We start from the raw sequence: 23,622 nt of genomic DNA on the forward strand, positions 1-23,622 counted from the left end.
GTCGGAGACTGTGCTGATGCTGGACTGGGAGCTGGCCTGGTCCCGTGCGCTCTACGGCCCGAACGGCTTCTTCGCGCGGGGCGAACGGCCCGATGGGCACTTCCGCACCTCCCCCCTGGTGGGGCCGGCCTTCGCCGAGGCCGTGGTGACCCTGCTCGACCGAGTGGACCACGCGCTGGGCCGGCCAGCCCGGGTGGACTTCGTCGACGTGGGGGCGGGTGGCGGCGAGCTCGCCGAGGAGGTTCGGGAACGGGCCCCGTCCAGGCTCGCGGACAGGGTGGTCGTCACCGCCGTCGACGTGGCCCCGTCGCCCGCGTGCCGGGTTCCGGGCGTGGTCTGGCGCTCCACGCCGCCGCGTCGGGTGGTCGGCCTGGTCGTGGCCAACGAGTGGCTGGACGCCGTTCCCTGCCCGGTGCTCGTGCGACGCGGCGGTCGGTGGCGCCGGGTCGGGGTGGATTCGGCGGGTCGGGAGGCGGTGCTCGACCCCGTGGACGCCGCCGTCCGGGCGTGGCTGGGGCGCTGGTGGCCGATAGGTCGGCGCGCGCGGGGCGGCGCGGAGCTCCGGGCGGAGGCGGGGACACCTCGGGACCGCGCGTGGACCTCGGTGGTGCGCGGGGTCCGGGCCGGGGTCGCGGTGGCCGTCGACTACCACCACCGGCTGGCCGACCGGCTCGCCGGTCGGGTGGATGCCGGAACCCTCGCCGGCTACCTGCGCGGACGGCGGGTGGCCCCGATCCCCGACGGTTCCCGCGATCTGACGGCCCACGTGGCGCTGGACGCGTGCGCGGCGGCCGTCCACGCCGGGGTCGGGGGGCCGCTGCGCACCACGTTGACCACCCAGCGGCGGGTGCTCGCCGACCTCGGTGTGGTCCGCGCGGCCCCGTCGCCGTCGCTGGCGGCCACCGACCCGTTCGGCTGGTTGGACGCCGCCGCGCGGAGCGGAGGCGTCGCGGAACTGACGTCTCCCGAGGGGCTCGGGGGCTTCGGCTGGTTGGTGCACGAGGTGGCCCTCCCCGTGCGGGTGCTGGCGTCCGGGGGCCGGAGCCCGGTCCACTGAGGCGCGCGCCCGGGCGAGGCTCCGGACCGCCGCGAGGGGCACCGGGCCGACCGGTGCGTCGAGGAGGGCCGGGGAGCCCTCGTCCGATGCCCCGAGCCACCTCGCGTCCCGGGTCCCCCTCCCGACCACCGGGAGGGCGGGCGGGGGTGGCGGTGCGAGCATGGGCGCGTGTCTGACCAGATGACAGTCGGCGTCGGCGCGGGAGCCGCCCACCTCGGGGTGGACCGCGTGGTGGACCTGGGTCCCCTCCACCCGGCGGCGCACGGTGCCTACCGGCTCCGGCTCGCGGTGTCGGGACCCGCCGACGACCCGGTGATCACCTCCGCCACCCCGCTCGTGGGGCACCTGCACCGGGGTGCCGAGAAGCTCTTCGAGGTCCGCGACTACCGGCAGATCCTCGCCCTGGCGAACCGGCACGACTGGCTCGCCGCCTTCTGCAACGAGATGGCGGTGGCGATGGCGGTGGAGCGGATGCTGGGCATGACGGTGCCCGACCGGGCGAGCTGGTTGCGCACCGCCTTCTGCGAGTTGAACCGGGCCCTCGCCCTGGTCGTGTTCCTCGCCCCGGTGGCCGAGGCGGGTGGCCGGGGACCTCGGCACGTAGCCGCCCGGGATGGACTGGTCAGGGCGCGGGAGTCCGTCCAGCGGGTCCTGGAGGAGGCGGCGGGCGGACGCATCCACTTCATGGCCAACCGCGTCGGCGGGCTCCGCGAGGACGTGCCGGCTGGGTGGCGGGACGGAGTCCGCGCCGCATTGGACGTGGTGGCGAGGGGGCTCGACGCCGCCAGGTCGGTGACGGTGTCCGACGGGGACTTCCGACACCGGCACCGCGGGCTCGGCGTCCTGACTACGGGTGCGGCCCTGCGGCTGGGTGTGACCGGCCCGGCGGGTCGGGCGGCCGGCGTCGACCTCGACCTGCGGCGGGACGATCCGGGACCGGCCCACGCCGAGCTGGGCGTCACCCCCCGGCTGGGGACGCGGGGCGATGCCCTGGACCGGGTGGAGTGCATGCTCGACGACGCGGACCAGGCACTGCGGCTGGTCCGCTCCTGCCTCGACCGGCTGCCACCCGGGCCGGTGAACCTGCGGCTGCCCAAGGCAGTCAAACCACCCGAGGGGTCGGTCTACGTGTGGACGGAGGCACCGCTGGGGGTCACCGGCGTCCACCTGGTGTCCCGGGGCGACCGGACCCCCTGGCGGCTGAAGTTGCGGACGCCGTCCTTCAACAACGTCCAGGCGCTCTCCCCGCTGCTGGTCGGCTGCCGGGTGGCCGACCTGCCGACCGTGCTCGCCTCCTTCGCGGTGGTCGTCGGGGACATCGACCGCTGAGCCGCCGTGGTCAGTTCCCGCGCCGACGGCGGCGGCGCGGTTTGTCCTCCCCGTAGGCGGCCAGCAGCTCGCTGACCGACCGGCCCGAGGCGTGCGCTCCCGCGTCCTCCGGCTCGGCGGGCGGTTCGCTCGCACTCTCCCTCGGTTCCGGGGTCGTCTCCTCGGCGACGTCGGGCTGCCAGGCGTCCACCGCCTCCCAGGCCGGGGTGTCCTCGACTGCCTCCGCCTCCGCCGCGGCGGCGACCGGCTGCGCCTTCGGGGGCGCCGGCGGCTGCGCCCGGCGCGGCCGCTGCGGGCGGGGGAGCTGCCGGGTGGCCTCCTCCCGCTGTTGCCGCTGTTGCCGCTGTTTGCCCTGCGGGGCACGCCGAGGGGCGGGGCGGGCCACCGTCTCCGGCTCCGCCGGCGGGCGCGGCGCTGGTCCCCGCCCTCCTGGTCGGCCGGGTGGGCGCGGCGGGCCACCGGCGGCGGACCGGGGGTCCTCCCCGGGCTCGAGTGGCCGGGCGGGATGGGGGACGCGGGTGGTAGCCGGATCCGGGCCGGCGGGTGGCTGACGCTGTTCGGCGGGGACGGGGGGTTCCCCTCGGGGGGAGCTGGGTGCCGGCTGGGGCCGACGCGGCCCGGGCGCTCCGCCCCGGGGGTGGTCCGGGTTCGGGGGCGGCGGGCCCTGGTCGTTCGGGTGTCCGGCGGGTGCCGGGCCGCCACGCGCCGGCCTGCCCGGCGCGGGAGGACGACCCGTCGGAGCACCCCCGATCACCTGGGTCCGGTCGGCGGGAGCGGGAGGCGGGTTCCCCTGGCGGGCCTCGGGATCGGGCTCGACCTCGGCGGCGTCATCGACCGTCCGCGCACCGACGGCCAGCGCGCGCACGGGAGGGTTCTCCTGCTCACCCGAGGAGATCACCCGCCCGCCCTGGTCGGACAGGGAACGCACCCTGGTGGACTCGGCGCGGAGCGCCACCCGTTCGACGAGGACGTCCCCGCCCAGCAGGGACTCCAGGCCGCGGCGCAGCGTCTCCAGCTCCCGCTGGAGACCGGCCAGCTGTTCCTGGGACTCCGCTCGCAGCTCGTCCTCGACCTGCCGGCGGGTCTCCGCTTCCAGGTCGAGTTCGTACTCACGACGCGCGGCTACCTCACGTTCCAGCTCCAGCTCGTAGACCCGCCGCAGTTCCTCGGACTGGTCCGCCCGCTCGGCAGCCTCCCGCCGGTACCGGGCGGCGGCGAAGGCACCGAACAGCGCGGCCCACAGTCCCGCGACGATGCCCAACCGCAGGAGGCGGGCGTCGTCGCTGAGCAGCAGCAGCACCGTGGCACCGAGGGCCAGCGCACAACCGCCGATCCAGAGAACGGGACCACGGCCGACACGGTTCCGCTCGTCATCCGAGCCAGAGAGGCCGCTCATAACGCCACACGGTACCGGTCGGTAATCGAACCGAGACCTGTGGCGGGGGGCCGCTCCCACGACCTCGGACGAGCGGGAGGACCCGCCGACGGGGGGTTCGTGCCGGCGGGAACGGGGGCAGCGTCCTGCCTCCGGCCGCACGGCGGTACGCGCCTAGTCGTCATGGTTGTTCCGGTCCTCGTCGGAGTCGGGGTCTTCCGGCGCTCGGCAGCAGTGCTCCAGCCAGAGGGCGGCCGCCGCGAGCAGTACCGCGCAGGCGACGCCGATCAGCGACGTCACCTGGTCCCCAGCCGCGGCGTCGAAGTCGCCCCGGTGCGGTGAGACGTACAGCAACACGGCCAACCACGCCCCGAGCATGATCACACCCAGCAGCGAGGACGCCTTCGCCAGGGCCACCGCACGCGCCGCGAACAGGGCGAGTTCCCGGGGAACGGCGCCTCGCCGGTCCCGCTCACGCACCCGGACGCGGATCGAGAAGCCCAGGACGGCCTCCACCGCACCGATGAGCACCAGGGTGGCACCGGCGAAGGTCGGCAGGCGGGGCAGCGACGAGTAGAAGAGGGTGAGCAGCAGGTAGACAACGAGCAGGCTGCCCAGTCCCACGGCCAGCAGGTCGCGGGCCCTGGTGAATCTCATCCGCCCGCCTCCTTCATCCTGGTCGTCGCACGGCCCCAGTCTCTCAACGCCCGGCCGCTCCGCGCAGATCCAGGTCCGAGCGGACCGCGACCCCCGCCCTGGACACGCTCCGCAGCAGTTCCCGCACGGGTCCGTGCCCGGGCAGGACCGCCTCCGGTTGGACGTCGAACCACGGCACCAGCACCGACGCCCGATCCGGGGTGCCGGGGTGGGGCAACACCAGCTCCGGGTCCTCCGACCGGACACCGTCGACGGTCACCACGTCCACGTCCAAGGTGCGCGGGCCCCACCGGACGGTGCGCTCCCGCCCAGCGGCCTCCTCCAGCTCCCGAGCCCGGTACAACCAGCCCCACGCGTCCACCCCGGCGTCGTCGACCACGACCACGGCGTTGAGGAAGTCCGGCTGGTCGGTCACTCCCCACGGGGCCGTCTCGTAGACGGGGGACACGGCGACCACGGCCGCGCCGAGCCCGGTCACCGCGGACCGGAGGTGCGCGAAGCGGTCGCCGAGGTTCGAGCCCAGCGAGAGCACCGCCCTGGTCACGAGGCTCCCCGGCCGCCGCGCCTCGACCTGCGGACGGTCACGGCGACGTCGTCGAACGGCACCGCGATCGGCGCCGAGGGCTTGTGGACGGTGGCTTCGACGGCGTGGACCCGCCGGTCGGCCATCACCTCGTCGGCGATCTGGGCGGCCACCCCCTCGATCAGGTTCCTCGGGGGGCCGCCGACGACGGCGACGATCCGCTCCGCCAGCGCGCCGTAGTCGAGCGTGTCGCGGAGATCATCGGTGGCCGCCGCGCCGGAGAGGTCCACCCACACGGTCAGGTCGACGACGAAGTCCTGCCCGTCGCGCCGCTCGTGCTCGAAGACCCCGTGGTGTCCCCGCGCCCGGACCCCCGTCACCCTGATGCGATCGGTCACCGCGCACCCCCGGCACGCCAGGCCCGCTCCACGGTGATGGCGTCGAGCGAACCGACGACGTCGTGCACCCGCACGCCCCACGCCCCGGCCGCGGCCGACAGGGCAGACACCGTCGCGGTGGCCACCTCGCGGCCGGCGGGGGGGCGGGGGGTCCCGTCCGGGTCGGCGAGCGCGGCTCCCAGGAACCGCTTCCGCGAGGCGCCCACCAGCACCGGGAACCCGAGTTCCAGCAGGGCGTCGAGCCGGTTGAGCAGTGCCCAGTTGTGCTCGGCGTTCTTGGCGAACCCCAGGCCCGGGTCGAGCACCAGGGACTCGGGGGCCACGCCGGCCGCCACGGCCTCGTCGACCCGGGTGAGGAGCTCGGCACGCACGTCGGAGACCACGTCCTCGTAGCGGGCCAGGCTGTTCATGCCCTTGCTGTGGCCCCGCCAGTGCATGAGGATCCAGGGGGCTCCCGCCTCGGCGACCACCCTGGCCATCCCGGGGTCGGCCAACCCACCGGAGACGTCGTTGACGACGGCCGCGCCGGCGGCGAGCGCGGCCTCGGCGACCGTCGCCCTGGACGTGTCGATGCTCAGGGTGACGCCCAGAGCCGCCAGTTCCCTGATCACCGGTACGACCCTGGCGATCTCCACGTCCGCGTCGACGCGGGACGACCCTGGCCTGGTGGACTCGCCGCCGATGTCGATGATGTCGGCTCCCTGGCGGTGCATCTCCACCCCGTGGTGGATCGCCTGCGCCTGGTCGAGGTAGCGGCCACCGTCGGAGAAGGAGTCAGGCGTCACGTTCAGCACGCCCATCACGGCACAGCGGCCCGGCATCGGCAGCACCCGTGGAACGTGGTGCGTCTCCTGTACTAACACGGCGGATCGCTCCTCAGCTCGATGTCCGACCTGCCGCCATTCTGGCCGTGCCCGCACGGTGCGCGCACCAGTGCGGAGCGTTGCCCTCCCCTCAGCCCGAGCGCATCAGGTTCAGCGCCTCGGCGCGGGACGAGGCCGAGGTCCTGAGCAGGCCCCGAACGGCCGAGGTCGTCGTCCTGGCCCCGGGCTTGCGCACCCCGCGAACGGTCATGCACAGGTGCTCCGCCTCGATCACCACGATCACGCCACGCGGGGCGAGCCGTCGGACGAGGGCGTCGGCGACCTGTGAGGTCAACCGTTCCTGGACCTGGGGGCGCCGCGAGTAGAGGTCGACGAGCCTGGCCAGCTTCGACAGGCCGGTCACCTGCCCCCGCTCGTTGGGGATGTACCCGACGTGGGCCACCCCGTGGAAGGGGAGCAGGTGGTGCTCGCAGTTGCTGAACATCGGGATGTCCCGGACGAGCACCAGTTCCTCGTGGCTCTCGTCGAACGTCTTGGACAACACCGTGTCCGGGTCGGTGTGCAACCCGGCGAACATCTCCCGGTAGGCCCGGGCCACCCGGGCCGGTGTCTCCACCAGGCCCTCGCGGTCCGGGTCCTCGCCACAGGCGATCAGCAGCTCGCGGATCGCCGCCTGGGCACGTGCCTGGTCGAACCGGCCGGGACCGGTCGTGGGGGCGACCAGGTCACCGTCCAGGTCCTCGAAGGTGCCGGTCACCGCTGCCCTCTCCGGAGGTCAGCGACCATCACCGTCCTCCTGGTCGTTCCTCGTCCCGCGCCGAGGGTCGTCGGGCTGCTCCTGCTGACCCGATCCCGCGCTGGGCCCCTGCTGCCCCGGCAACTCGTCACGGCTGAACCGCCGCGTGCCCTCGTCGCCGGTGTCCGGTGCCGTGCCGCCCTCGTCGGGCTTCTCGGCCCCGGAGGGTTCGCCGGCGGCGGGTTCCCGCGCCACCCCACCGCTCTCGCCCTCCGGAGAGGTGGACGGCTGCTGCTCCCAGTTCGGGTTCGTCCCGCGCTCCCAGGAGGGGGTCCACCCGGAGGACTGCGGCGTCCACGGCGAGGTCGCCGGCGTCCACCCGGGGGGCGCGCCGTAGTTCGGCGGGCCGGAGCGGCTACCACCGGCGGGTTTGGGGATGGGGCGTGTCGCCTGGTGGTTGGGGTGCACCGCCGGTTGCGGCGCGGCCTGGCCTCCCGGCCACGGCGCCTGCTGGGGTGGCGCCTGCTGCGTTGGCCCCTGGTCCGGCTGCCCCTCGGCCGGCTGGTCCGGCTGCTGCTGGCTCGGCTCCTCGACGGCGCCCGCGCCCTGCTCGGGAGCGGCCGGTCGCTCCGGAGCCGCTTCCACGGCCGGCACCGGGGGCCACGGCTCGCCGCGCTCCTTCGCCAACTCGGCCGGGCTCTTGATGGGCGGCTTGTCGGAGGGGGTGCGGTGACCGAAGTCGTTGAAGGCGGTGATCCTCGGCCGCTTCTCCACCCGGGAGAAGATGCGTTCCAGGTCACGCCGTTGCAGCGTTTCCTTCTCCAACAGCTCCAGCACGAGGTCGTCGAGCACGTCGCGGTAGGTGTTGAGAATCTCCCAGGCCTCGGTGTGCGCGGCCTCGATGAGCTTGCGCACCTCCTCGTCGATCTCGTGCGCGACCTCGAGGGAGTAGTTGGGCTGCGTTCCCATCGTGCGGCCGACGAAGGGGTCGCCCTCGTCCTTGCCGTACTTCACCGCGCCCAACCGGTGGCTCATGCCGTACTCGGTCACCATCGCCCTGGCGATCTTCGTCGCCTGGTCGATGTCGGAGGACGCACCCGTCGTGGGCTCGTGGAAGACCAACTCCTCGGCCGACCGCCCGCCCAGGGCGAACACCAGCCGCCCGATCATCTCCGACCGCGTCATGAGGTCCTTGTCGTCCTCGGGCACGACCAACGCGTGCCCTCCGGTTCGGCCTCGCGGCAGGATGGTCAGCTTGTAGACGGGTTCCAGGTCGGGCATCGCCCACGCGGCGAGCGCGTGCCCGCCCTCGTGGTAGGCGACGATCTTGCGTTCCTTGTCGGAGACGACGCGGCTGCGGCGGGCGGGCCCGCCGATGACGCGGTCGACGGACTCCTCCAACGCGGCGGAGGTGATCAACTGCCCCTGCTGCCGGGCGGTGAGCAGGGCGGCCTCGTTGATGACGTTGGCCAGGTCCGCGCCGGACATGCCGACGGTCCGCTTGGCCAGGGATTCGAGGTCGGCGTCCTGCGCCAGCGGCTTCCCCTTGGAATGCACCCGGAGGATCGCCTTCCGCCCCGCCAGGTCGGGGGCGGCCACCGGGATCTGCCGGTCGAAACGACCGGGGCGCAGCAGCGCGGGGTCCAGGATGTCGGGACGGTTGGTGGCGGCGATCAGGATGATGCCGCCCCGGGAGTCGAAGCCGTCCATCTCGACGAGCAGCTGGTTCAGCGTCTGCTCCCGCTCGTCGTGCCCGCCACCGAGCCCGGCGCCGCGCTGGCGGCCGACCGCGTCGATCTCGTCGACGAAGATGATGCAGGGTGCGTTCTGCTTGGCCTGCTCGAACAGGTCACGCACCCGGGACGCCCCGACGCCGACGAACATCTCGACGAAGTCGGATCCGGAGATCGAGTAGAAGGGAACACCGGCCTCACCGGCGACCGCCCTGGCCAGCAGCGTCTTCCCGGTTCCCGGCGGTCCGTAGAGCAGGACGCCCTTCGGGATCTTCGCTCCCAGCGCCTGGTAGCGGCCGGGCGACTGGAGGAAGTCCTTGATCTCGTAGAGCTCCTCCACGGCCTCCTGCGCACCGGCGACGTCGGAGAAGGTCGTCTTGGGCATGTCCTTGTTCAGCTGCTTGGCCTTGGACTTGCCGAAGTTCAGGACGCGGTTGCCGCCACCCTGGGCGTTGTTCATCATCCACAGCAGCAGGAGGAGCAGCAGGACCAGCGGGACCATGTAGATCAGCAGCTGGGTGAACAGGCTGTCCTGGTTGACGGTGGTGTCCCACTCGTCGATGCCCGAGGCGCCCCGCAGCGCGTCGACGATCTGCTCGGTGCCACCCGCCGGGTACTGCGTGATGATCTGCTCGTTGCCCTCGACCGGGGAGTTCAGGGTGAGTCGGAGCCGCTGCTCCTTGTCCTCCACCTGGGCGGTCCGGACGTTGCCGTTGGCGATCTGCTCAAGCGCCTGCGACGTCGGCACCTCGTGGTAGCCACGGGTGTCGTCCGACAGGACGTTGTACCCCACGATCAACAGCAGGATCAGCAGGATCCAGATGAATGGGTTGCGGAGCAGGCGCTTACGGTCCATTCGGCTACGGCCGTCTTCCGGCCTCGACCCTCCCTGGCGTGCGTGTCGGGCGGAACTTGGGCGCCGCCCGGGCAATGGCTCCCCGTTCGGACCAGCGTACCGCCCACGGCGGCCTCCACCCCCGGAGTGGTACCACCCGGCCCGAGCGGCGGTCCGTACGTACAGGCACCGGCTGGCCGGCACCGCCGTGCTGTCCTCGCACGGCGCCTGACGTGGGGTCCAACGGAACGCCCCTCGGGAAAGTTCCCCCCTGGAGGGGAACCACCCCGCATCTCGCGGTGAGGCGGGTCACCTCACCCGGGGTGGTCGCCTACCGCCGAACGGGCCGTCCTGCCGGTCAGCTGGAGTACACCCTCGGCTCCAACGAACCGATGTAGGGCAGGTCGCGGTAACGCTCCGCGTAGTCGAGGCCGTAGCCGACCACGAACTCGTTGGGGATGTCGAAGCCCACGTAGCGCACCGGCAGGTCCACCTGCACGGCGTCGGGCTTGCGGAGCAGGGTGCAGACCTCGATGGACGCCGGGCCCCGCGTGCTCAGGTTCTTGAGCAGCCAGGACAGGGTGAGCCCCGAGTCGATGATGTCCTCGACGATGACCACGTCCCGGCCGGCGATGTCCCGGTCGAGGTCCTTGAGGATGCGCACCACTCCCGAGGAGGAGGTGGAGGAGCCGTAGGAGCTGACCGCCATGAACTCCAGCTGGGTGGGCACCGGCAGGGCCCTGGCCAGGTCGGTCATGAACATGACGGCGCCCTTGAGCACGCCGACGAGGAGCAGGTCGGTCGATCTCGACCCGGCCGGGTAGTCCTCGGCCAGCCGACCGGCCAGCTCGGTGACCTTGTCCTTGATCTGCTCTTCAGAGACGAGTACCGATGCGATGTCGCCGTCGTACACGGAGGGCATCCCCTTGGGAATCAGGTCCAGTCGTGGGTGGTCGCCAGGCCGCGTCGCCGAGGCTCACCCCGCCGGGCGACCGACCTGAAGCCTGCCATGCGCGCGCTCGACGACCAACCCTCCCGGTAGCCACACCCCGCCCTGCCCGCGCCAGCGCCCGACAAGATCATCTACAGCGCGCAGGTGCAGGTCAGTGAGCTCACGAGCCCCGTGGGAGATCAGCCACCCGCGCAGCACCCTGCGCCGCACCGCGACCGGCGCGCCCTCGACGGCCCGGACCTCCAGCGCACCGTGTCCTTGGTCACTCCCGGCTCGGGAGAGCACTTCGTCGGCCCACTGGTCAAGCGCGGCCCCGTCCTCCCTGAGCTGCGCGGACGTCCTGCACAGTGCCTCGGCGACACCCCCCTGGAGCACCTCCTCCAAGAGGGGGAGCACCTCACGGCGGAGCCGCACCCTGGTGAACCTCGGGTCGCTGTTGTGCGGGTCGGTCCAGGGTTCCAGTCCGAGCTCGCGGCACGCCCGCGCGGTCACGGCGCGGGAGCAGCCCAGCAACGGGCGCCCCCAGGGCGGGTCGAGGGCGCGCATACCCGAGATCGACCGGGGACCGGAGCCGCGCCCCAGCCCGAGGAGGACGGTTTCCGCCTGATCGTCGAGGGTGTGGCCGAGGAGGACGAGCTGGCGTGGATCACGCAGCGCCCCCCGCAGGGCCTGGTACCGGGCACGGCGGGCAGCGGCCTCGACCCCTCCTCCCCCGGCCACCTCCGGTCGGAGGACGAGGGTCTCGTCCACGCCGAGGCCGACCAGCTGTTCGGCCGCCCGTTCGGCCACCTCGCGCGAACCGGGCTGGAGGCCGTGGTCCACGACGACGCCCCGCACCACCAGGCCGCGACGATGCCCCTCGTACACGGCCGCGGCCGCCAGGGCCAGGGAGTCGGCGCCACCCGAGCAGGCCACGTCGAGGCAGCCTGGTTCGAGGTGCCCCCCACTCGTCGCGGTGTCCAGCAGGGCCCGGACCGCGACCCGCGTGCGGGACACGGCGGGGGTTCGGTCACTCATCGTTCACGTCACGACGCCGTCGCCGCGTGGCCGTTCAGCCGTGCACGCGACGGAGCCAGGCCGCCGGCTCGGAGATCTCGGCGCGGGTCGGCAGGGTCTCCGGTGAGGTCCAGACCGCGTTGAACCCGTCCATGCCGGCCCGCCGGACGACGTGCCTGGTGAAGGCGGCTCCCTCGGCGTACTGGCGCACCTTGGCATCCACTCCCAGCAGGACCCGCAGGGCACGGTCGAGCAGTCCGCCGCCTCGCCGGCGCACCGTGAACCGCGCCCGGATGCGCCGCACGGAGGGCACCACCCTGGGTCCGACGGCGTCCATGACGTGGTCGGCGTGCCCTTCGAGGAGGGTGCCCAGGGCCAGCAGCCGGTCCAGGTGGGCGCGCTGGGCCGGTGACTGGAGCAGCTCGACGAGGGCGGGCGGCTCGCCGCCGTCGGACGACCGCCGGTTGCGGAGAGCCCGCACCAGCTCGGGTAGCCGGTCAAGCGCTCCGACGACGGTCTCGTCCATCGACCCGAGCAGGGTTCCCACCTCGGTGGCGAAGTGGTCGCGCAGCCACGGGACGGCGGTGAACTGCAGCCGGTGCGTCGCCTCGTGCAGGCACACCCACATCTGGAAGTCGGCCGGCGGCACCCGCAGCGCACGTTGGACCCCGACGATGTTGGGCGCGATGAGCAGGAGCCGCCCCTGCCCGTCGTCGCCGCCGAACGGGTCGTACTGGCCCAACACCCGCCCACCGAGGTAGGCGAGCACCGCTCCGGCCTGGACGCCGGCCGCCTTCGAGGCCAGCGCGGCGATCAACCCCGCGTTACGCCGAGCGGGCATGGCCCGGTCGACCAGGGCCGCCATGCCCTCCACCGCGGAGGACGCCCACCCCGGGCGGTCGAGCACCAGCCCCTCCCGCAGGGGGAGGTCGTGCCCGAGCCCGGTGAGCTCCCTGACGTGGCCCTCCGCCTCCCCGCTCAGTTCGCGGAGCCCCGAAACGGCGCGGAGTGCGTCCTCCATCGGCACCTGCGGCCCTCGGCCGACGAGGCGTACCGCGGTGGACCTGGCGACGTCCCAGGCGATGGGGCCCGTCCGGTCGACCCGCGCGGGCACGGTTGCCACTGACTTGGCGTCCACACCCCAGACGCTACCGGAGGGCACCCCGGGCAGGTGACCGCGAGCGGTGCCGGGGCCCTCACCGACCGTGCGCCCCCTTCCCGGCCCCGCCCGCCCCGTTCAGCGACAGCCGCAGGTGCGGATGGCCGCGGCCATCTCGTCGAGGGCGGCCCTCGCCTCCAGGGTGTTCGCCCCGTCTGACATCAGCGCGAAGACGAGGAGCTTGCCCTCGACGTCGGTGACGATGCCCGCCAACGTGCTCACCCCGGTCAGGGTGCCCGTCTTGGCCTGCACCCAGCCGCGGCCCTCCCGCGCGTTGTCGATGTACCTGCCACCCAGGGTTCCGCTGGCACCCGCGACGGGCAGGCCGGGCAACATCGGGCGCAGCATCATGGCGACCTCGTCCGGGCGGTCCGGCCCGACGGCCTCGGCGAGCAGCTCGGCCAGCACGGCCGGGGAGATGTCGTTCTCGGTGGACATCCCGCTCGCGTCGGAGAGGGCGACCGTGGAGACGTCGAGCCCGTGCTCGGCGAGGACCTCCAGGATGGCGGTGGTGGCTCCGGCGAAGCTCGGTTCGTGCCCGGTGGCGATGGCGAGTTCCCTGGCGAGGGTTTCGGCGAGGGTGTTGTCGGAGGTCAACACCATCGACTCGACCATCCGCTCGATGCTGGGTGAGGAGACCTCGCCGAGAACGGTCGCTCCCTCTCCCGCCACCGGCTCCCGACTGACCGCCACCGCGTCGGGAGGCACGCCCAGCCGCTCACCGAGCGCCCGCCCGACGGCGAGCGCCGGCTCCGAGGAACGCGGGGTGGTCGCGAGGAGGGGGTCCTGCCGGTCGACGTCGAGCATCACCGGCTCGACGGGCGCGATGTGCCCGCCCGGGACGTCCGACTCGCCCACGCCCGGGGCGAGCCGCTCACCGGTGTACCGGCTCGCGTCCACCACGATGCGTTCGACCGGCTCCGACGTGGCCGCCTGGACCTGCTCCACGAGGTCGTCCAGCCGGGCGGCGTCGGGGTAGTTGTAGGTCGGTGTGTCACGGGGGAGGACCGACAGCGTCGGATCGCCGCCGCCGACCAGCACCAGGGTCCCCGGCTCCTCCCCCTGGACGACCCGCGTCTCCAGAGTGGTGTCGTGCTCGACGGTGAGCAGGATCGCCGCCGCGGTGAGCAGCTTCGTGGTGGACGCCGGTGTGCGTGGGACGGCCTCGTCGAGAGCCCACAGGGTCTCACCGCTGGCGGGGTCGAGGACGACCCCGCTCAGGTTGCCCAACGCCGGGGATGCGCCGACCTGGTCGAGCCGCGCCGTCAGCCCCTCCGCGGAGGGGCCGCTCGCGCCCAGGTCGAGCGCGCGCAGCACCGGATCCGGCTCCACCGCCGGGGGGGCGGGTGGGCCGGGGGCCACCTCGGGCCCACGCAGACCGAGGAACCGTCCGACCGGCTCGACCGTGAACGCCGTCACCGTGCCGACCGCGACCACGAGGGCCAGGGCTCCGATGGCCAGCAGGCGGCCTCGCCCCTTCGGCGCCGGCCTCTCCTCCTCGTCCTCCGGGGGCTCCGTCGGCGGACCTCCCGGAGGGGGCTCCCCCCGGACTCCTCCGCCCGCTCCACGCCCTCGGGGGCCGTGGCGACCGGGGCCTGGGGGGTATCCCCGGTCTCCTCGCTCGAGGACGAGGCCGCCGACGGGCCGGGGTCGGGCCGCATGAACGTGGTGCCGCCCCGGCCGGTGGCGGCGTCGCCGTCGGGCGCGGCGGTGGGCCGGCCGAGGGGGTCTGGTCCCCCGGGGGTGGGGAGGCCGTGGGCTGGCGTGGGCACCCGGGTGCGCACCGTCGGCAGCGCGTCCGGGTTGGCCGGGGTGGGCGGAGCCGTGGACGTGGGTGGCGGGCCCGGCCGGTGCGACGCCGGCATCCCGGCGGGCGGGGTCCCCGGGTGCCTCGGGGCGCCGCCGGGCGGGCCTGGCGGCGGTCCGGCCGGGCGCGCCCCGACCCCGCGCGGCCCGGACGGCCCGGCGGGGCGGGCCGGCCGGCCCAGCGGGCGTGGGGCCGGGTTCGGCCCGCGATCGGAGGGCGGGCGCGCGGGGGGCGGCGGCGTGGGGAGCGCGGCCGTCGGCCGGTCACCGGCAGGCGGACCGTCCAACGGCAGCGAGCCGGAGAGCGAGGTCGCGGCCGGCCCCGCGCCGGCGGCACCCGCCGGACGCGCGGGTGGCCCCCTGGGCGCCCGCCAGGCCCGGGGTGCTGCTCCCCCGCCGCGTCGCGCTCGTTCACGGGCAGCACACCGCGCATGGGCGGTTGCCCCGGCTGGGGCTGCCCGCCGGGTGGAGTACGCGGTGGAGCGCCGGGGGGAGGCGGTTGCCCGGGGGGACCGGACTGTGAGGATGGCCACGGAACCTGGCCCTCCAACCGTGGTGAGGCCGACACAGGCTGCTGTTCCGCTGGGCCACGGGGTACGGTGCCGTCCGGAAAGCGGTCCCGTGAGCGGTCCTGCGCACCGTCGGTCCGGCCTGTCGGCCGGTCGTCCGGTGGCCTGGGCGCACCCACCGGTGGTTGTCCGGTTCCGGACACTCGGAGCTCCTTGGCAGTCATTCGGGCAACACGGGACTGGAGTGACATCCGCGACGGCGGCTCGGACGCGGCTTCGACGAAGTTCGCGCTCCAGACTAGGACGCGGGCACCAGCAGGACGCACGGTGCGGTCGGCGCGCCGCACCCACACAGAACAAGCGAGGATCCGAGTGGAGTTCGACGTCACGATCGAGATTCCCAAGGGGGAGCGGAACAAGTACGAGATGGACCACGAGACGGGTCGGATCCGTCTCGACCGGACCTTGTTCACCGCGACCCAGTACCCGGCCGACTACGGCTTCGTGGACAACACGCTGGGTGAGGACGGCGACCCGCTCGACGCGATGGTGCTGGTGCAGGAACCGACCTTCCCCGGCTGCCTGATCCGGTCCCGTGCCATCGGGATGTTCCGGATGCGGGACGAGAAGGGCGGCGACGACAAGGTCCTGTGCGTCCCCGCCGACGACCCCCGTTCCGAGCACCTGCGGGACATCCACCACCTCGCCGAGTTCTACAAGCTGGAGATCCAGCACTTCTTCACCGTCTACAAGGAGTTGGAGCCGGGGAAGAGCGTCGAGGGCGCCATGTGGGTCGGCCGGGCCGAGGCCGAGGCCGAGATCAAGCGGTCCTACGAGCGGCTGAGGACCTCGGACCACTGAGCGGGTCCGCGCCCACCGCCAGGTGGGGTTGAGGCAGGGTGGTCACCGGCCCGCCGGGCCCGCGCCACCCTGCCTCCGAACACGATCAGACCTGGCTGGTCGTCGAAGGTTCCGCCCCCCGAGCGGTTCCCTCCTCCGACCGAGCGCTCGGTTCCGGCGCACCCTCGGCCTGGGCCGCCGCGCGCTCCGCCGCGAGCTGCTCGAGGTTCGAACGGTCGGACAGGTGCACGTCCCGGAGGAACCAGGACAGGGCGAAGGCCAAGGCCACCACGCCAAGTCCGATCAGGAAGACCGTGCCGACCGCGCTCGCGAATCCCTCCAACACCGGCCGCGCCAACCTCGGGTCCAGCCCGTTCAGGAACGAGGTGTCGTTCAGGTCGAGGCCAGCGGACCCGCCGCCAGCTCCTTCCAGCGACGCCAGGAACCGCTCGTTCGCGGGGTCCGCCTGTACGGCGGGGTCGGTCAGGGCGCGCTGGAACTCGGGTGTCCGCGCGGCCGACTCGAAAGCGGACGTGATCCGGTCCCCCACGACGGAGAACAGGACGGAGAGGAACACCGCGACTCCGACGGTCCCCCCGTTCTGGCGGAAGAAGTTCGCCGAGGCCGTCGCCGCCCCGGAGTCCCTCGGCGGGGCGTCGTTCTGCACGTAGAGGGTCAGCGTCTGCATGCACTGGCCGAGCCCGCCGCCGAGGACGACCATGACCAGACCGATCTGCCAGAGCGGCGTGTCCACCGTCACCTGCGAGAACAACAGGTACGACAGGGTGAGCAGCCCGGTACCGAGGATCGGGAAGACCTTCAGCCGTCCGGTCCTGGCGATGAGTTGGCCGACGACCCCGGTCGCGACCATGATCCCGAAGGTGGTGGGCAACATCATGAGCCCGGCCTCGGTCGGGCTGAGCCCCTTCACGATCTGGAGGTAGAGCGGGACCGACATCATCCCGCCGAACATCCCGAGGCCGACCACGAAGTTGAGCACGTTGGCGAGCCGGAACGTCCCGGATCGGAAGAGCCGAGGGGGCAGCAGCGCCTCGTCCCCCATCCGCCGCTCCACCAGCACGAAGGCCACCAGCCCGACGGTGCCGACCGCGAACATCAGCAGCGACAGCGGTGAGCTCCAGCCCCACTCCCTGCCCTGTTCCGCCACCGTCAGCAGGGGGACGAGGCCCACGACGAGCGCGGCCGCTCCCCAGTAGTCCACGCGGTGCCGCACCGGGTGGTGCGGGATGTTGAGCACCTTGGCGACGATGAGGAAGGCGACCACGCCCACGGGCACGTTCACGAGGAAGACCCAGCGCCAGCCGGCCACCCCGGCCAGGTCGTCCAGATCGGCGAAGAATCCCCCGAGCACCGGCCCCAGCACGCTCGACACGCCGAAGACGGCCATGAAGTAGCCCTGGTACCGGCCCCGCTGCCGGGGGCTGACGATGTCCGCGACGATGGTGAGCGCCAGCGACATCAGCCCGCCGGCGCCGAGGCCCTGGACCGCGCGGAAGGCCGCGAGCTGGTAGATGGAGGCCGCGACGCCGCACAGGGCCGAGCCGACGACGAAGACCGTGATGGCCGTCAGGTACATCGGCTTCCGGCCGTAGATGTCGGACAGCTTGCCGTAGAGCGGCGTCGAGATCGTCGCGGTGATCAGGTAGGCGGTGGTCGCCCAGGCCTGCGCGGTCTGCCCGTGCAGTTCGTCGGCGATGACCCGCATCGCCGAGGAGACGATCGTCTGGTCGAGCGCGGAGAGGAACATGCCGGCGAGCAGGCCGCTGATGATGGTGAGTACCTGCCGGTGGGTCAGTCCCCCGTCGGCGCGGGGACCGGTGTCCCGTGCCGCCATGCTGTTGCTCATTCACTTCCCCTGAGTGGACCGGCCCGCTCGTCGGCGAGCTCGGTGGTACGAGTTGGTAATCGTTCGGCACGGGCCGTGTTCGGCCTGGCGGGCTGGGGGGTCAGCGCCTCGCCGTCCGCCACGCCCCCGCCGTCGAGGACACGGCCGTGGAGTCGGCGTCGGGATCGGCACCGCTCCTGGAGCGGACCGTCGCCGTTCCCCCGAACGGCGAGCGGGCGCGCTCGGCGATCGGCCGGCCCCGGTGCACCGCGCGGCGGCCCCTCCCGCACGTGCGCGGCGACCCGTCGGCTCACCGTGGACGGCTCCGTCCGGAGCGCGGCGGCGAGCTCACCGGAACGGCGGGGGCGGGCGTGGAAGTGGGAAAACGGGGTGAGGCCCGCTGGCCCCGCCGCACCGCCGCGACCGCGTCGGTCTCCTCGTCCGGTTCCCGCATCGCCAACCCCTGTTTGCCCGCATCACACAACTAGTTGCACGAAGCAAGCTTCCGCCGATCAGGGACGGCCGGCAACCGATTTGGCTATGAGCCGACTCTCAGCTGCTCCAGGTGACCGACCGGGCACCCCGCGCCATCGCGGTGCTCGCGGCCCCACCGCTTCGACGGCGCGGATCGCGCGTCGTGGGCAGGCGCGTCGTGGGCAGGCGCGTCGTGGGCAGGCGCGTCGGCTGGCCCTGGCGCGTTTCCCGTCCCAAGGGCGCGGCATCAGCCCAGGGCACGTCCGGGCCGACCAGGCGCCCGGGTATCGGGGGCCGGGGCCGGGGCCGGGGGCCGGGGGCGGACGATGGCTCAGCGGGGTGACCCGCGGCGAGCGGTGGCCGAGCCGCCATCACGACCGTCGACCGCCGCTCCGCCCTCCTGGCCCTGACTGGCGGCAGGTCCGGGCCGAGGGGGATCGGGATCAGGAGATGACCGAGCGAACCCAGTCCCGGTACACCGTCACCTCGGTGAACACGAGCCCGCCAACTCCGCAGACCGGGTCGCCGCCCCGGGAGTCGAGGCCGGCCAGCCGCCAGGCCCCACCCTCCCTGACCACCGCCGGGCCGCCGGAGTCCCCGTAGCAGGAAGTGGCATCCCTGCTCACCCGCAGGCAGAGCTCGGTGGCGGCGTCCACTCCGGCGGCACGACAGCCGGCGGCCGCCGCCACGGGAACATCGAGCTGCCGCAGCAGCTCCGGGTACTCCCAGGAACACTCGAAGGTGCCGCAGGTCTTGCCCCAGCCCAGTATCCGAACCGTCGCTCCCTCGGGAGGTCGCCGCGCGGCGAGCGGCAGCGTCGGCGCCGGCACCGGCCGGGCCAACCGGAACAGCGCGATGTCCCCGGTGTGCCCGTTCCAGTGCGGATGGGTCACCATCTCGACGACCCGCTCGTAGCTGCCGCCCTCGGACCGGTGGTTCGTCCCGACCCTGGCCGTGTAGGCGGTGAGCTCGCCCTGGACGCAGTGCGCCGTGGTCAGCACCCACTCCGGGTCCACGAGCGCTCCGGCGCACCAGTGGTCCTTGCCCTCGGTCGGACGCTGGATCGAGACCACGAAGTGGTAGTCCTCGTCGCCCCCGACCCCTCCCACGATGCGCGCGGCGGGCTCCGCCGAGGTGGCCTCCTCGGCGGCGGCGACCTCCCTCCTCGGCTCGGCGGGCGAGACGGCGGTGGTGGACAGCGCGGCCACGACGGCCGCCAGGAAGAGTGCGCGCACGGGCCACGTCCTTCGGCGAGGGGCAACGGGGACGATCGTCGCCCGACACGCCCTCCATCGGCGCGCTCACGCGGCCCGTGTACCCCCTGAAGAGTGACTACCGGTCCACCGCTCGCCCCGGCTCCCGACCTCGGTCGGCACCGTCCTCGGCCGGGCCTCGAGCGCCGGCGCGCCTCCTCACCCGAGGGATCAGGCGGCCGACCTCCGTCCGAACTCCCGCTCCCCCTCCACCTCGACGTCCGACGCCCCTCCTCGCGGGGACACCGCACCCCGCCGGAAGGCGCGTAACTCCCAGCGCACCCGGTCCACGACGCGACGACGTCGTCGTGACCGGCGCACGTACCGCGCCAGCGGACAGACCAGCGTCAGCACCCACCAACTCACCATGATCCCGATCACAGTGCCACTCATCATGGACATGATCAGCACCTCCTCCGTTGGCCGAGAGCACGTGCCCCCGGAGGGATGACGTCCCAGCCGTGATCTTCACTCGAACGGATCAACACGGTCGTTCCGAGCCTCCGCTCCCACCGGGGTCACGTCACCAGGCACGGCGCGTGCCGGGACGCCGGGCCGCACCCCGGTGGTGGGCCGACGGGACGCCGACCGCTGACCGCCCCGAACGGCCGCGGGCGATGCACCCGGTCAGGGGATCTACCCGGAGCACACCTCCTGGTTGACTGGAGGCGCGGCCGATCACCGAGCACGCCAACACTCCACGGAGGAGTCGGCATGACCTCAGGCGCGTCCGACCGGGTAGGGCACCTCCTGCGTTCGTTCGAGGAACGCGCACGGCAGGTCACGGAACTCGGCCAACGGTTGAGCGGGGTTCGAGGAGTCGCCACCAGTTCCGGTGGGGTGGTGACGGCGACCGTCACGCCCTCCGGAGCACTCGTCGACCTCCGGCTCTCCCCGGCCGCCACCGACCGGAGCCACGTGGCGCTGCGACAGGAGATCCTGGAGACGGTGCGGGCGGCGACACGCGATGCCGCCGAGCGCCTGGAGGAGATGGTCGGTCCCGTGCTCGGCGAGGACGCCCAGCGCATCCGGGACGCGGTGTCCTCCGCCGGTGACTTCCCGGTCCCCCGTCCGGACGAGGACCCCCCGTCCGCACCCCGGGGTGACCCCGGCGGTGGTCCGTCCGACGAACCGCCCGAGACCTTCCTGCGGTAGGAGGCGACGTGACCGGGTTCGACGTCGATCCGGAGGCGCTGCTGGCCCACGGGGCCGGCAGTGAGCGACTCGCGGACAAGTTCGAGGAGCTGGGTGCGCTACTCGACCGCGCCAGGGTGGACGACCAGTGCTTCGGCCCGATCGGGGACGCGCTGCACCTCAGCGGCGGATACCACTCCGCGCTGGAGGAGTGCGAGGCGCTCGCCACCCAGGCCGCCGGTTTCCTGCGGACCGGGGCCGAGATGACCAGGGAGAGCGCCGCCACCTACCTCGGCGTCGACGACGGCCTGGCCCGCGCGCTGGAGTCGATCGGGGACACCCTGCGCGGAGGTGGGCGGTGACCGGCCCACCCAGCTTCGAGGAACTGAACGAGAACGCGGACCAGCGCGGCTGGTTCGGCCAGGCCGCGGCCCGGGGCAGCTCCTGGTCCGGGGCCTACCAGGACCTCCAGGACGCGACCACACCGCCCGAGATCACCGCCGCGACCATCACGGGACGCCTGGAACTGTTGGAGGCAATCCGGTCACCGGGACAGGCCCTGGTCGGCAACGGGCTCGGCTTCCTGGTGTCCATCGTGCTCAGCCCCCTGGTGGAGATCGCCGAGTGGGCCATCGGCGACCCGGAGCAGATGCGGGCCACTGGGGAGGGCTGGGAACAGGTCGCCCGCTGGCTGGACGAGGTCTCGGAGGCCGAGGGTCGACGAGCCGAGGCCACGGAGGACTCGTGGCGGGGTGAGGCCGGAGACGCCTTCCGCTCGCGGTTCGCGGAATTCGCGGAGGGCGTCGCCGCCCTCGCCGCCGACATCCGCGACCTGCGGCAGGTCCTGGACCTGGTCGCCGACCTGTTCGACGCCTTCGTCGAGTTCACCATCCAGCTCATCACCGAACTGGTCATCGGGCTGATCGTCTCCTGGTTGGCCGCGCTCGCGGCGGCCTGGATCACCGCCGGAGCCTCGGTCGCCGCCGCGAACGTGACCACCACCATCCAGGTCGGGAGCACCGGGATCCGGCTCACCATGAGGGTCACCAGGCTGCAACAGCGGATCGGGCAGCTGGTGCGCAGGCTGGAGGCGCTGCTCACTCGACTGCGGGGCCCCTTCCGGGACCTCGTCAACCAGGCGGGGTCGCTGCGAAGCGGCAACGCCGCGCAGCGGTTCGCGATGCGGCGCGTCGACGGGAACCCGTTGGTCAACATCTTCACGAGGGCCGATGGGAGCACGCTCGCGTCCACCACGGGCAACCGGTTCTCCGCCGGCGTCGAGGGCACCCAGGCGCTGGCCACCAACATCAGCGAGGCCGTGTTGCGGAACGCGCTCGGCGGTCAGAGCAGGACCAGCGGAGCGGCGATGGCCGCGGCGGGCGACCAGCTCACCTCGGCCGCGATCGAGCAGGGCGCGGAACTCGCCCATGACGCGGCGACACCCGAACCCTCCGCTGAGGAACGACGAGCCGCCCAGGAACGGGGATTCCAGTGGTAGAGGTGCTCGCGGCACGGCACACCTGGTGCGCGCCGAGCGAACGGATCCGGCTCGCGACGCCCCTCGGGGCCCGGCTGCGGTTCGACGTCGCGGGTCTGGACGAACACGGCGCGCCTCGGCGGGGTTGGCTCGCCAGGACGTCCGGCGCCGTCGGCGGCGCGGCGGGAGGCGCGCTCCTCGGGCTGGTGGACGCCCTCTCCGGCAACGACAACCTCAGCTCCGACCCTGGCCAGGTGCCCACCACCCTGGTCACCGGCCCGGGTCCGGAGTGCCTCGCGGTGTCCACCCTCAGTGGGGTGGACACGCTCGCTCCGGGTGACCACTGGTTCCTCACCTCCACCCGGCTGGCCCTGCTCTCCTTCCTGCCCTCCGGCACCGAGGCGACCGGTTCCACGAGCGGAACACCCGCGGAGGCGGACACCGGCCTGCTCGACCGGGCCCGACGCTTCGGCACCGGCATCCTCGGCAACGGGGACCCGGCAGCGCCACCCCTCCGGGGCAGTCTGCCTCTCGCCACCGCACGGGTGGAACTGCCGGCCAGTCGGGTCCGGTCGGTGGGGGTGGTGGCGAGGAAGCAGGGCGGCGGCAGCAGCGGCGTCCCCCCGCACTACCTGCGTGTCGTCCTCGACGACGGGTCCGCGTTCGAACTCGCCGCCCCCGGCCGGACCGAGGCGGCTGCCCGCCGAATGCTCGCCCTCGCGTCCTCCTGACCCGCACCCGACCCCGAACCAGAACGGAACCTCCTGGTGTCCCGCGAACTCACCGCACGAGCGCTGTCCCGAACCTGGACCCGGGCCGAACGGGGCGAACTGCTGCTCGCCGTGCTCGGTGGCCCCGGCGCCGGGCACCTGGGGTCGAGCCTCGGCGGCCGAACCCACCTGCCCCACCGCCCCACCGCGCCAAGCGCGCTCGCCACCAACACCGACATCGCGCGACCCGCGCTCACCGCCCCACTGGCGGCCGGCGGGTGGTCGGACGACGAGTGGGCCCACGACCCGGCGATGTGGGGGTGGATCACCGGGGTGGACCCCGGGGACCACGCGGTCCGGTTGGGCGACGCGCTGACCCACGCCGGCGCACGCTGTCGCCTCGCCCTGTCCAACCGCCGGCTCGCGGTGCTGGTGGAGGCGGGCGAGGTGGCGAGCGGCGAGCCGGCCCAGGCCTCACCCGGGGGGCACGAAGCCGGTTTCGCGGGCCGTCTCGGCGGCCTGCTGCGCCAGGTGCGGGGTGGGGCCGGTGAACGTGGCGTCGTCGCCCTGCACGAGGTGGACCGTCCGGAGCTCCGGTCGGTCTCGGCGGCGCCGCTCGGCCGCGCCGCGCTTCCCGAGTGGTTCCTGGGGTTCACCTTCGTGGACGGCTCCTCCCTGCTCGTCCGCCACGAGGACCCCGAGCAGCTGGTGGAGACCCTCCGCCTGAACCCGTGACCTGAGGCCCGGACCCGGCAGCGCATTCCGTGTCACGCGGCGTCGGTGGTGGCCAGCTGACGCCGTATCAGCGGGAGGAAGCGCGGAAATCCCTCACGACAAGGAGGAACCACCTCGTCAGGAAACGACGTACCCGAGGATGAACCGGCTCCGGGGCAACGCGATTCTCCGCAATCGTGATCCGCCCAGCGAACAGCACACTACTGGACCAGGCCGCACGTCCCCGGCCCGCCTACGGCTCATCACACACCCATACCGCCCGGG

22 protein-coding genes are annotated in these 23,622 nt (G+C 73.4%); 8 read left to right on the forward strand and 14 right to left on the reverse strand.

The window, feature by feature from the left end; all coding sequences use genetic code 11:
• Positions 1 to 16: 16 nt before the first annotated feature.
• Together G443_RS14750 and G443_RS14755 are read left to right on the forward strand one after the other, a co-directional pair.
• Positions 17 to 1,057 carry an SAM-dependent methyltransferase gene (locus tag G443_RS14750; protein ID WP_026417611.1) on the forward strand — a complete coding sequence of 347 codons (1,041 nt, stop codon included), beginning with the start codon at positions 17 to 19 and terminating at the stop codon, positions 1,055 to 1,057.
• 168 nt (positions 1,058 to 1,225) lie between these two features.
• Positions 1,226 to 2,386, forward strand: coding sequence for an NADH-quinone oxidoreductase subunit D-related protein (locus G443_RS14755; RefSeq protein WP_026417612.1), 1,161 nt, complete (start codon positions 1,226 to 1,228; stop codon positions 2,384 to 2,386).
• Positions 2,387 to 2,396: 10 nt separating this feature from the next.
• Here G443_RS14755 and G443_RS14760 read toward each other — a convergent pair whose 3' ends face one another.
• From G443_RS14760 to dacB, 11 genes are all read right to left on the reverse strand, one after another.
• Complete coding sequence (locus G443_RS14760) at positions 2,397 to 3,782, reverse strand: DUF6779 domain-containing protein (protein WP_026417613.1); 1,386 nt, start codon at positions 3,780 to 3,782, stop codon at positions 2,397 to 2,399.
• Positions 3,783 to 3,935: 153 nt separating this feature from the next.
• Positions 3,936 to 4,418: a DUF3180 domain-containing protein gene (locus tag G443_RS14765; RefSeq protein WP_026417614.1), complete on the reverse strand. Its 483-nt coding sequence runs from the start codon at positions 4,416 to 4,418 to the stop codon at positions 3,936 to 3,938.
• Positions 4,419 to 4,461: 43 nt separating this feature from the next.
• On the reverse strand, positions 4,462 to 4,962 hold the full coding sequence (gene folK / locus G443_RS14770; RefSeq protein ID WP_026417615.1) for a 2-amino-4-hydroxy-6-hydroxymethyldihydropteridine diphosphokinase: 501 nt from the start codon (positions 4,960 to 4,962) through the stop codon (positions 4,462 to 4,464).
• Entirely contained in the window at positions 4,959 to 5,339 is a 381-nt protein-coding gene (gene folB, locus G443_RS14775; protein WP_026417616.1) for a dihydroneopterin aldolase, read from the reverse strand. The genes folK and folB overlap by 4 nt, the downstream gene beginning before the upstream one ends.
• On the reverse strand, positions 5,336 to 6,160 hold the full coding sequence (folP, locus tag G443_RS14780; protein ID WP_035291504.1) for a dihydropteroate synthase: 825 nt from the start codon (positions 6,158 to 6,160) through the stop codon (positions 5,336 to 5,338). The genes folB and folP overlap by 4 nt, the downstream gene beginning before the upstream one ends.
• Before the next feature lie 133 nt (positions 6,161 to 6,293).
• Positions 6,294 to 6,920, reverse strand: a complete 627-nt coding sequence (folE, locus tag G443_RS14785; protein ID WP_026417618.1) for a GTP cyclohydrolase I FolE — start codon at positions 6,918 to 6,920, stop codon at positions 6,294 to 6,296.
• Positions 6,921 to 6,938: 18 nt separating this feature from the next.
• Entirely contained in the window at positions 6,939 to 9,488 is a 2,550-nt protein-coding gene (gene ftsH, locus G443_RS14790; RefSeq protein WP_026417619.1) for an ATP-dependent zinc metalloprotease FtsH, read from the reverse strand.
• Positions 9,489 to 9,825: 337 nt separating this feature from the next.
• The gene (gene hpt, locus G443_RS14795) at positions 9,826 to 10,380 is read right to left on the reverse strand and encodes a hypoxanthine phosphoribosyltransferase (RefSeq protein WP_026417620.1); all 555 of its coding nucleotides are present in this window, start codon (positions 10,378 to 10,380) and stop codon (positions 9,826 to 9,828) included.
• 63 nt (positions 10,381 to 10,443) lie between these two features.
• On the reverse strand, positions 10,444 to 11,436 hold the full coding sequence (tilS, locus tag G443_RS14800) for a tRNA lysidine(34) synthetase TilS (RefSeq protein WP_026417621.1): 993 nt from the start codon (positions 11,434 to 11,436) through the stop codon (positions 10,444 to 10,446).
• Between the two features lie 34 nt (positions 11,437 to 11,470).
• Positions 11,471 to 12,553 carry an Rv3626c family coenzyme F420 biosynthesis-associated protein gene (locus tag G443_RS14805; protein ID WP_245588696.1) on the reverse strand — a complete coding sequence of 361 codons (1,083 nt, stop codon included), beginning with the start codon at positions 12,551 to 12,553 and terminating at the stop codon, positions 11,471 to 11,473.
• 99 nt (positions 12,554 to 12,652) lie between these two features.
• The gene (dacB, locus tag G443_RS14810) at positions 12,653 to 13,993 is read right to left on the reverse strand and encodes a D-alanyl-D-alanine carboxypeptidase/D-alanyl-D-alanine endopeptidase (RefSeq protein ID WP_253860221.1); all 1,341 of its coding nucleotides are present in this window, start codon (positions 13,991 to 13,993) and stop codon (positions 12,653 to 12,655) included.
• A gap of 1,268 nt (positions 13,994 to 15,261) precedes the next feature.
• Here dacB and G443_RS14815 point away from each other — a divergent pair.
• Complete coding sequence (locus G443_RS14815; RefSeq protein WP_026417624.1) at positions 15,262 to 15,750, forward strand: inorganic diphosphatase; 489 nt, start codon at positions 15,262 to 15,264, stop codon at positions 15,748 to 15,750.
• 85 nt (positions 15,751 to 15,835) lie between these two features.
• On the opposite strand, the gene G443_RS14820 is transcribed toward G443_RS14815, so the two are convergent.
• From G443_RS14820 to G443_RS14830, 3 genes are all read right to left on the reverse strand, one after another.
• Positions 15,836 to 17,596, reverse strand: coding sequence for a DHA2 family efflux MFS transporter permease subunit (locus G443_RS14820; protein ID WP_051313481.1), 1,761 nt, complete (start codon positions 17,594 to 17,596; stop codon positions 15,836 to 15,838).
• A gap of 896 nt (positions 17,597 to 18,492) precedes the next feature.
• Entirely contained in the window at positions 18,493 to 19,284 is a 792-nt protein-coding gene (locus tag G443_RS14825; protein ID WP_026417626.1) for a S1 family peptidase, read from the reverse strand.
• Positions 19,285 to 19,473: 189 nt separating this feature from the next.
• Positions 19,474 to 19,695, reverse strand: a complete 222-nt coding sequence (locus tag G443_RS14830; protein WP_155886031.1) for a hypothetical protein — start codon at positions 19,693 to 19,695, stop codon at positions 19,474 to 19,476.
• A 321-nt stretch (positions 19,696 to 20,016) separates the two neighbouring features.
• On the opposite strand from G443_RS14830, the gene G443_RS14835 reads away from it, so the two are divergent.
• The 5 genes from G443_RS14835 to G443_RS14855 are packed head-to-tail and all read left to right on the forward strand — an operon-like array spanning position 20,017 to position 23,358.
• The gene (locus G443_RS14835) at positions 20,017 to 20,457 is read left to right on the forward strand and encodes a YbaB/EbfC family nucleoid-associated protein (RefSeq protein ID WP_051313483.1); all 441 of its coding nucleotides are present in this window, start codon (positions 20,017 to 20,019) and stop codon (positions 20,455 to 20,457) included.
• An 8-nt stretch (positions 20,458 to 20,465) separates the two neighbouring features.
• Positions 20,466 to 20,798 (forward strand): hypothetical protein, encoded by a 333-nt coding sequence (locus G443_RS14840; RefSeq protein ID WP_026417628.1) that lies wholly within the window; start codon positions 20,466 to 20,468, stop codon positions 20,796 to 20,798.
• A complete protein-coding gene (locus G443_RS14845) occupies positions 20,795 to 21,934 on the forward strand; it encodes a WXG100 family type VII secretion target (protein ID WP_026417629.1) in 1,140 nt (379 codons plus the stop codon). Before G443_RS14840 ends, G443_RS14845 begins: the two co-directional genes overlap by 4 nt.
• Positions 21,928 to 22,644: a hypothetical protein gene (locus G443_RS14850; protein WP_026417630.1), complete on the forward strand. Its 717-nt coding sequence runs from the start codon at positions 21,928 to 21,930 to the stop codon at positions 22,642 to 22,644. The genes G443_RS14845 and G443_RS14850 overlap by 7 nt, the downstream gene beginning before the upstream one ends.
• Before the next feature lie 36 nt (positions 22,645 to 22,680).
• Complete coding sequence (locus G443_RS14855) at positions 22,681 to 23,358, forward strand: hypothetical protein (RefSeq protein WP_026417631.1); 678 nt, start codon at positions 22,681 to 22,683, stop codon at positions 23,356 to 23,358.
• The last annotated feature ends 264 nt before the right edge of the window (positions 23,359 to 23,622 follow it).

The sequence above is a fragment of the Actinoalloteichus caeruleus DSM 43889 genome, from assembly GCF_000429185.2.
In the GTDB taxonomy this organism is placed as follows: Bacteria; Actinomycetota; Actinomycetes; order Mycobacteriales; family Pseudonocardiaceae; genus Actinoalloteichus_B; species Actinoalloteichus_B caeruleus.

What these genes read in the sequence shown, in the direction of transcription:
- G443_RS14750 (WP_026417611.1), top strand. Translation starts at nt 17, where the DNA reads ATGCTGGACTGGGAGCTGGCCTGGTCCCGTGCGCTCTACGGCCCGAAC.
- G443_RS14760 (WP_026417613.1), bottom strand. Translation starts at nt 3,782, where the DNA reads ATGAGCGGCCTCTCTGGCTCGGATGACGAGCGGAACCGTGTCGGCCGT.
- G443_RS14765 (WP_026417614.1), bottom strand. Translation starts at nt 4,418, where the DNA reads ATGAGATTCACCAGGGCCCGCGACCTGCTGGCCGTGGGACTGGGCAGC.
- folP (WP_035291504.1), bottom strand. Translation starts at nt 6,160, where the DNA reads ATGCCGGGCCGCTGTGCCGTGATGGGCGTGCTGAACGTGACGCCTGAC.
- ftsH (WP_026417619.1), bottom strand. Translation starts at nt 9,488, where the DNA reads ATGGACCGTAAGCGCCTGCTCCGCAACCCATTCATCTGGATCCTGCTG.
- tilS (WP_026417621.1), bottom strand. Translation starts at nt 11,436, where the DNA reads ATGAGTGACCGAACCCCCGCCGTGTCCCGCACGCGGGTCGCGGTCCGG.
- G443_RS14820 (WP_051313481.1), bottom strand. Translation starts at nt 17,596, where the DNA reads ATGAGCAACAGCATGGCGGCACGGGACACCGGTCCCCGCGCCGACGGG.
- G443_RS14830 (WP_155886031.1), bottom strand. Translation starts at nt 19,695, where the DNA reads ATGAGTGGCACTGTGATCGGGATCATGGTGAGTTGGTGGGTGCTGACG.
- G443_RS14835 (WP_051313483.1), top strand. Translation starts at nt 20,017, where the DNA reads ATGACCTCAGGCGCGTCCGACCGGGTAGGGCACCTCCTGCGTTCGTTC.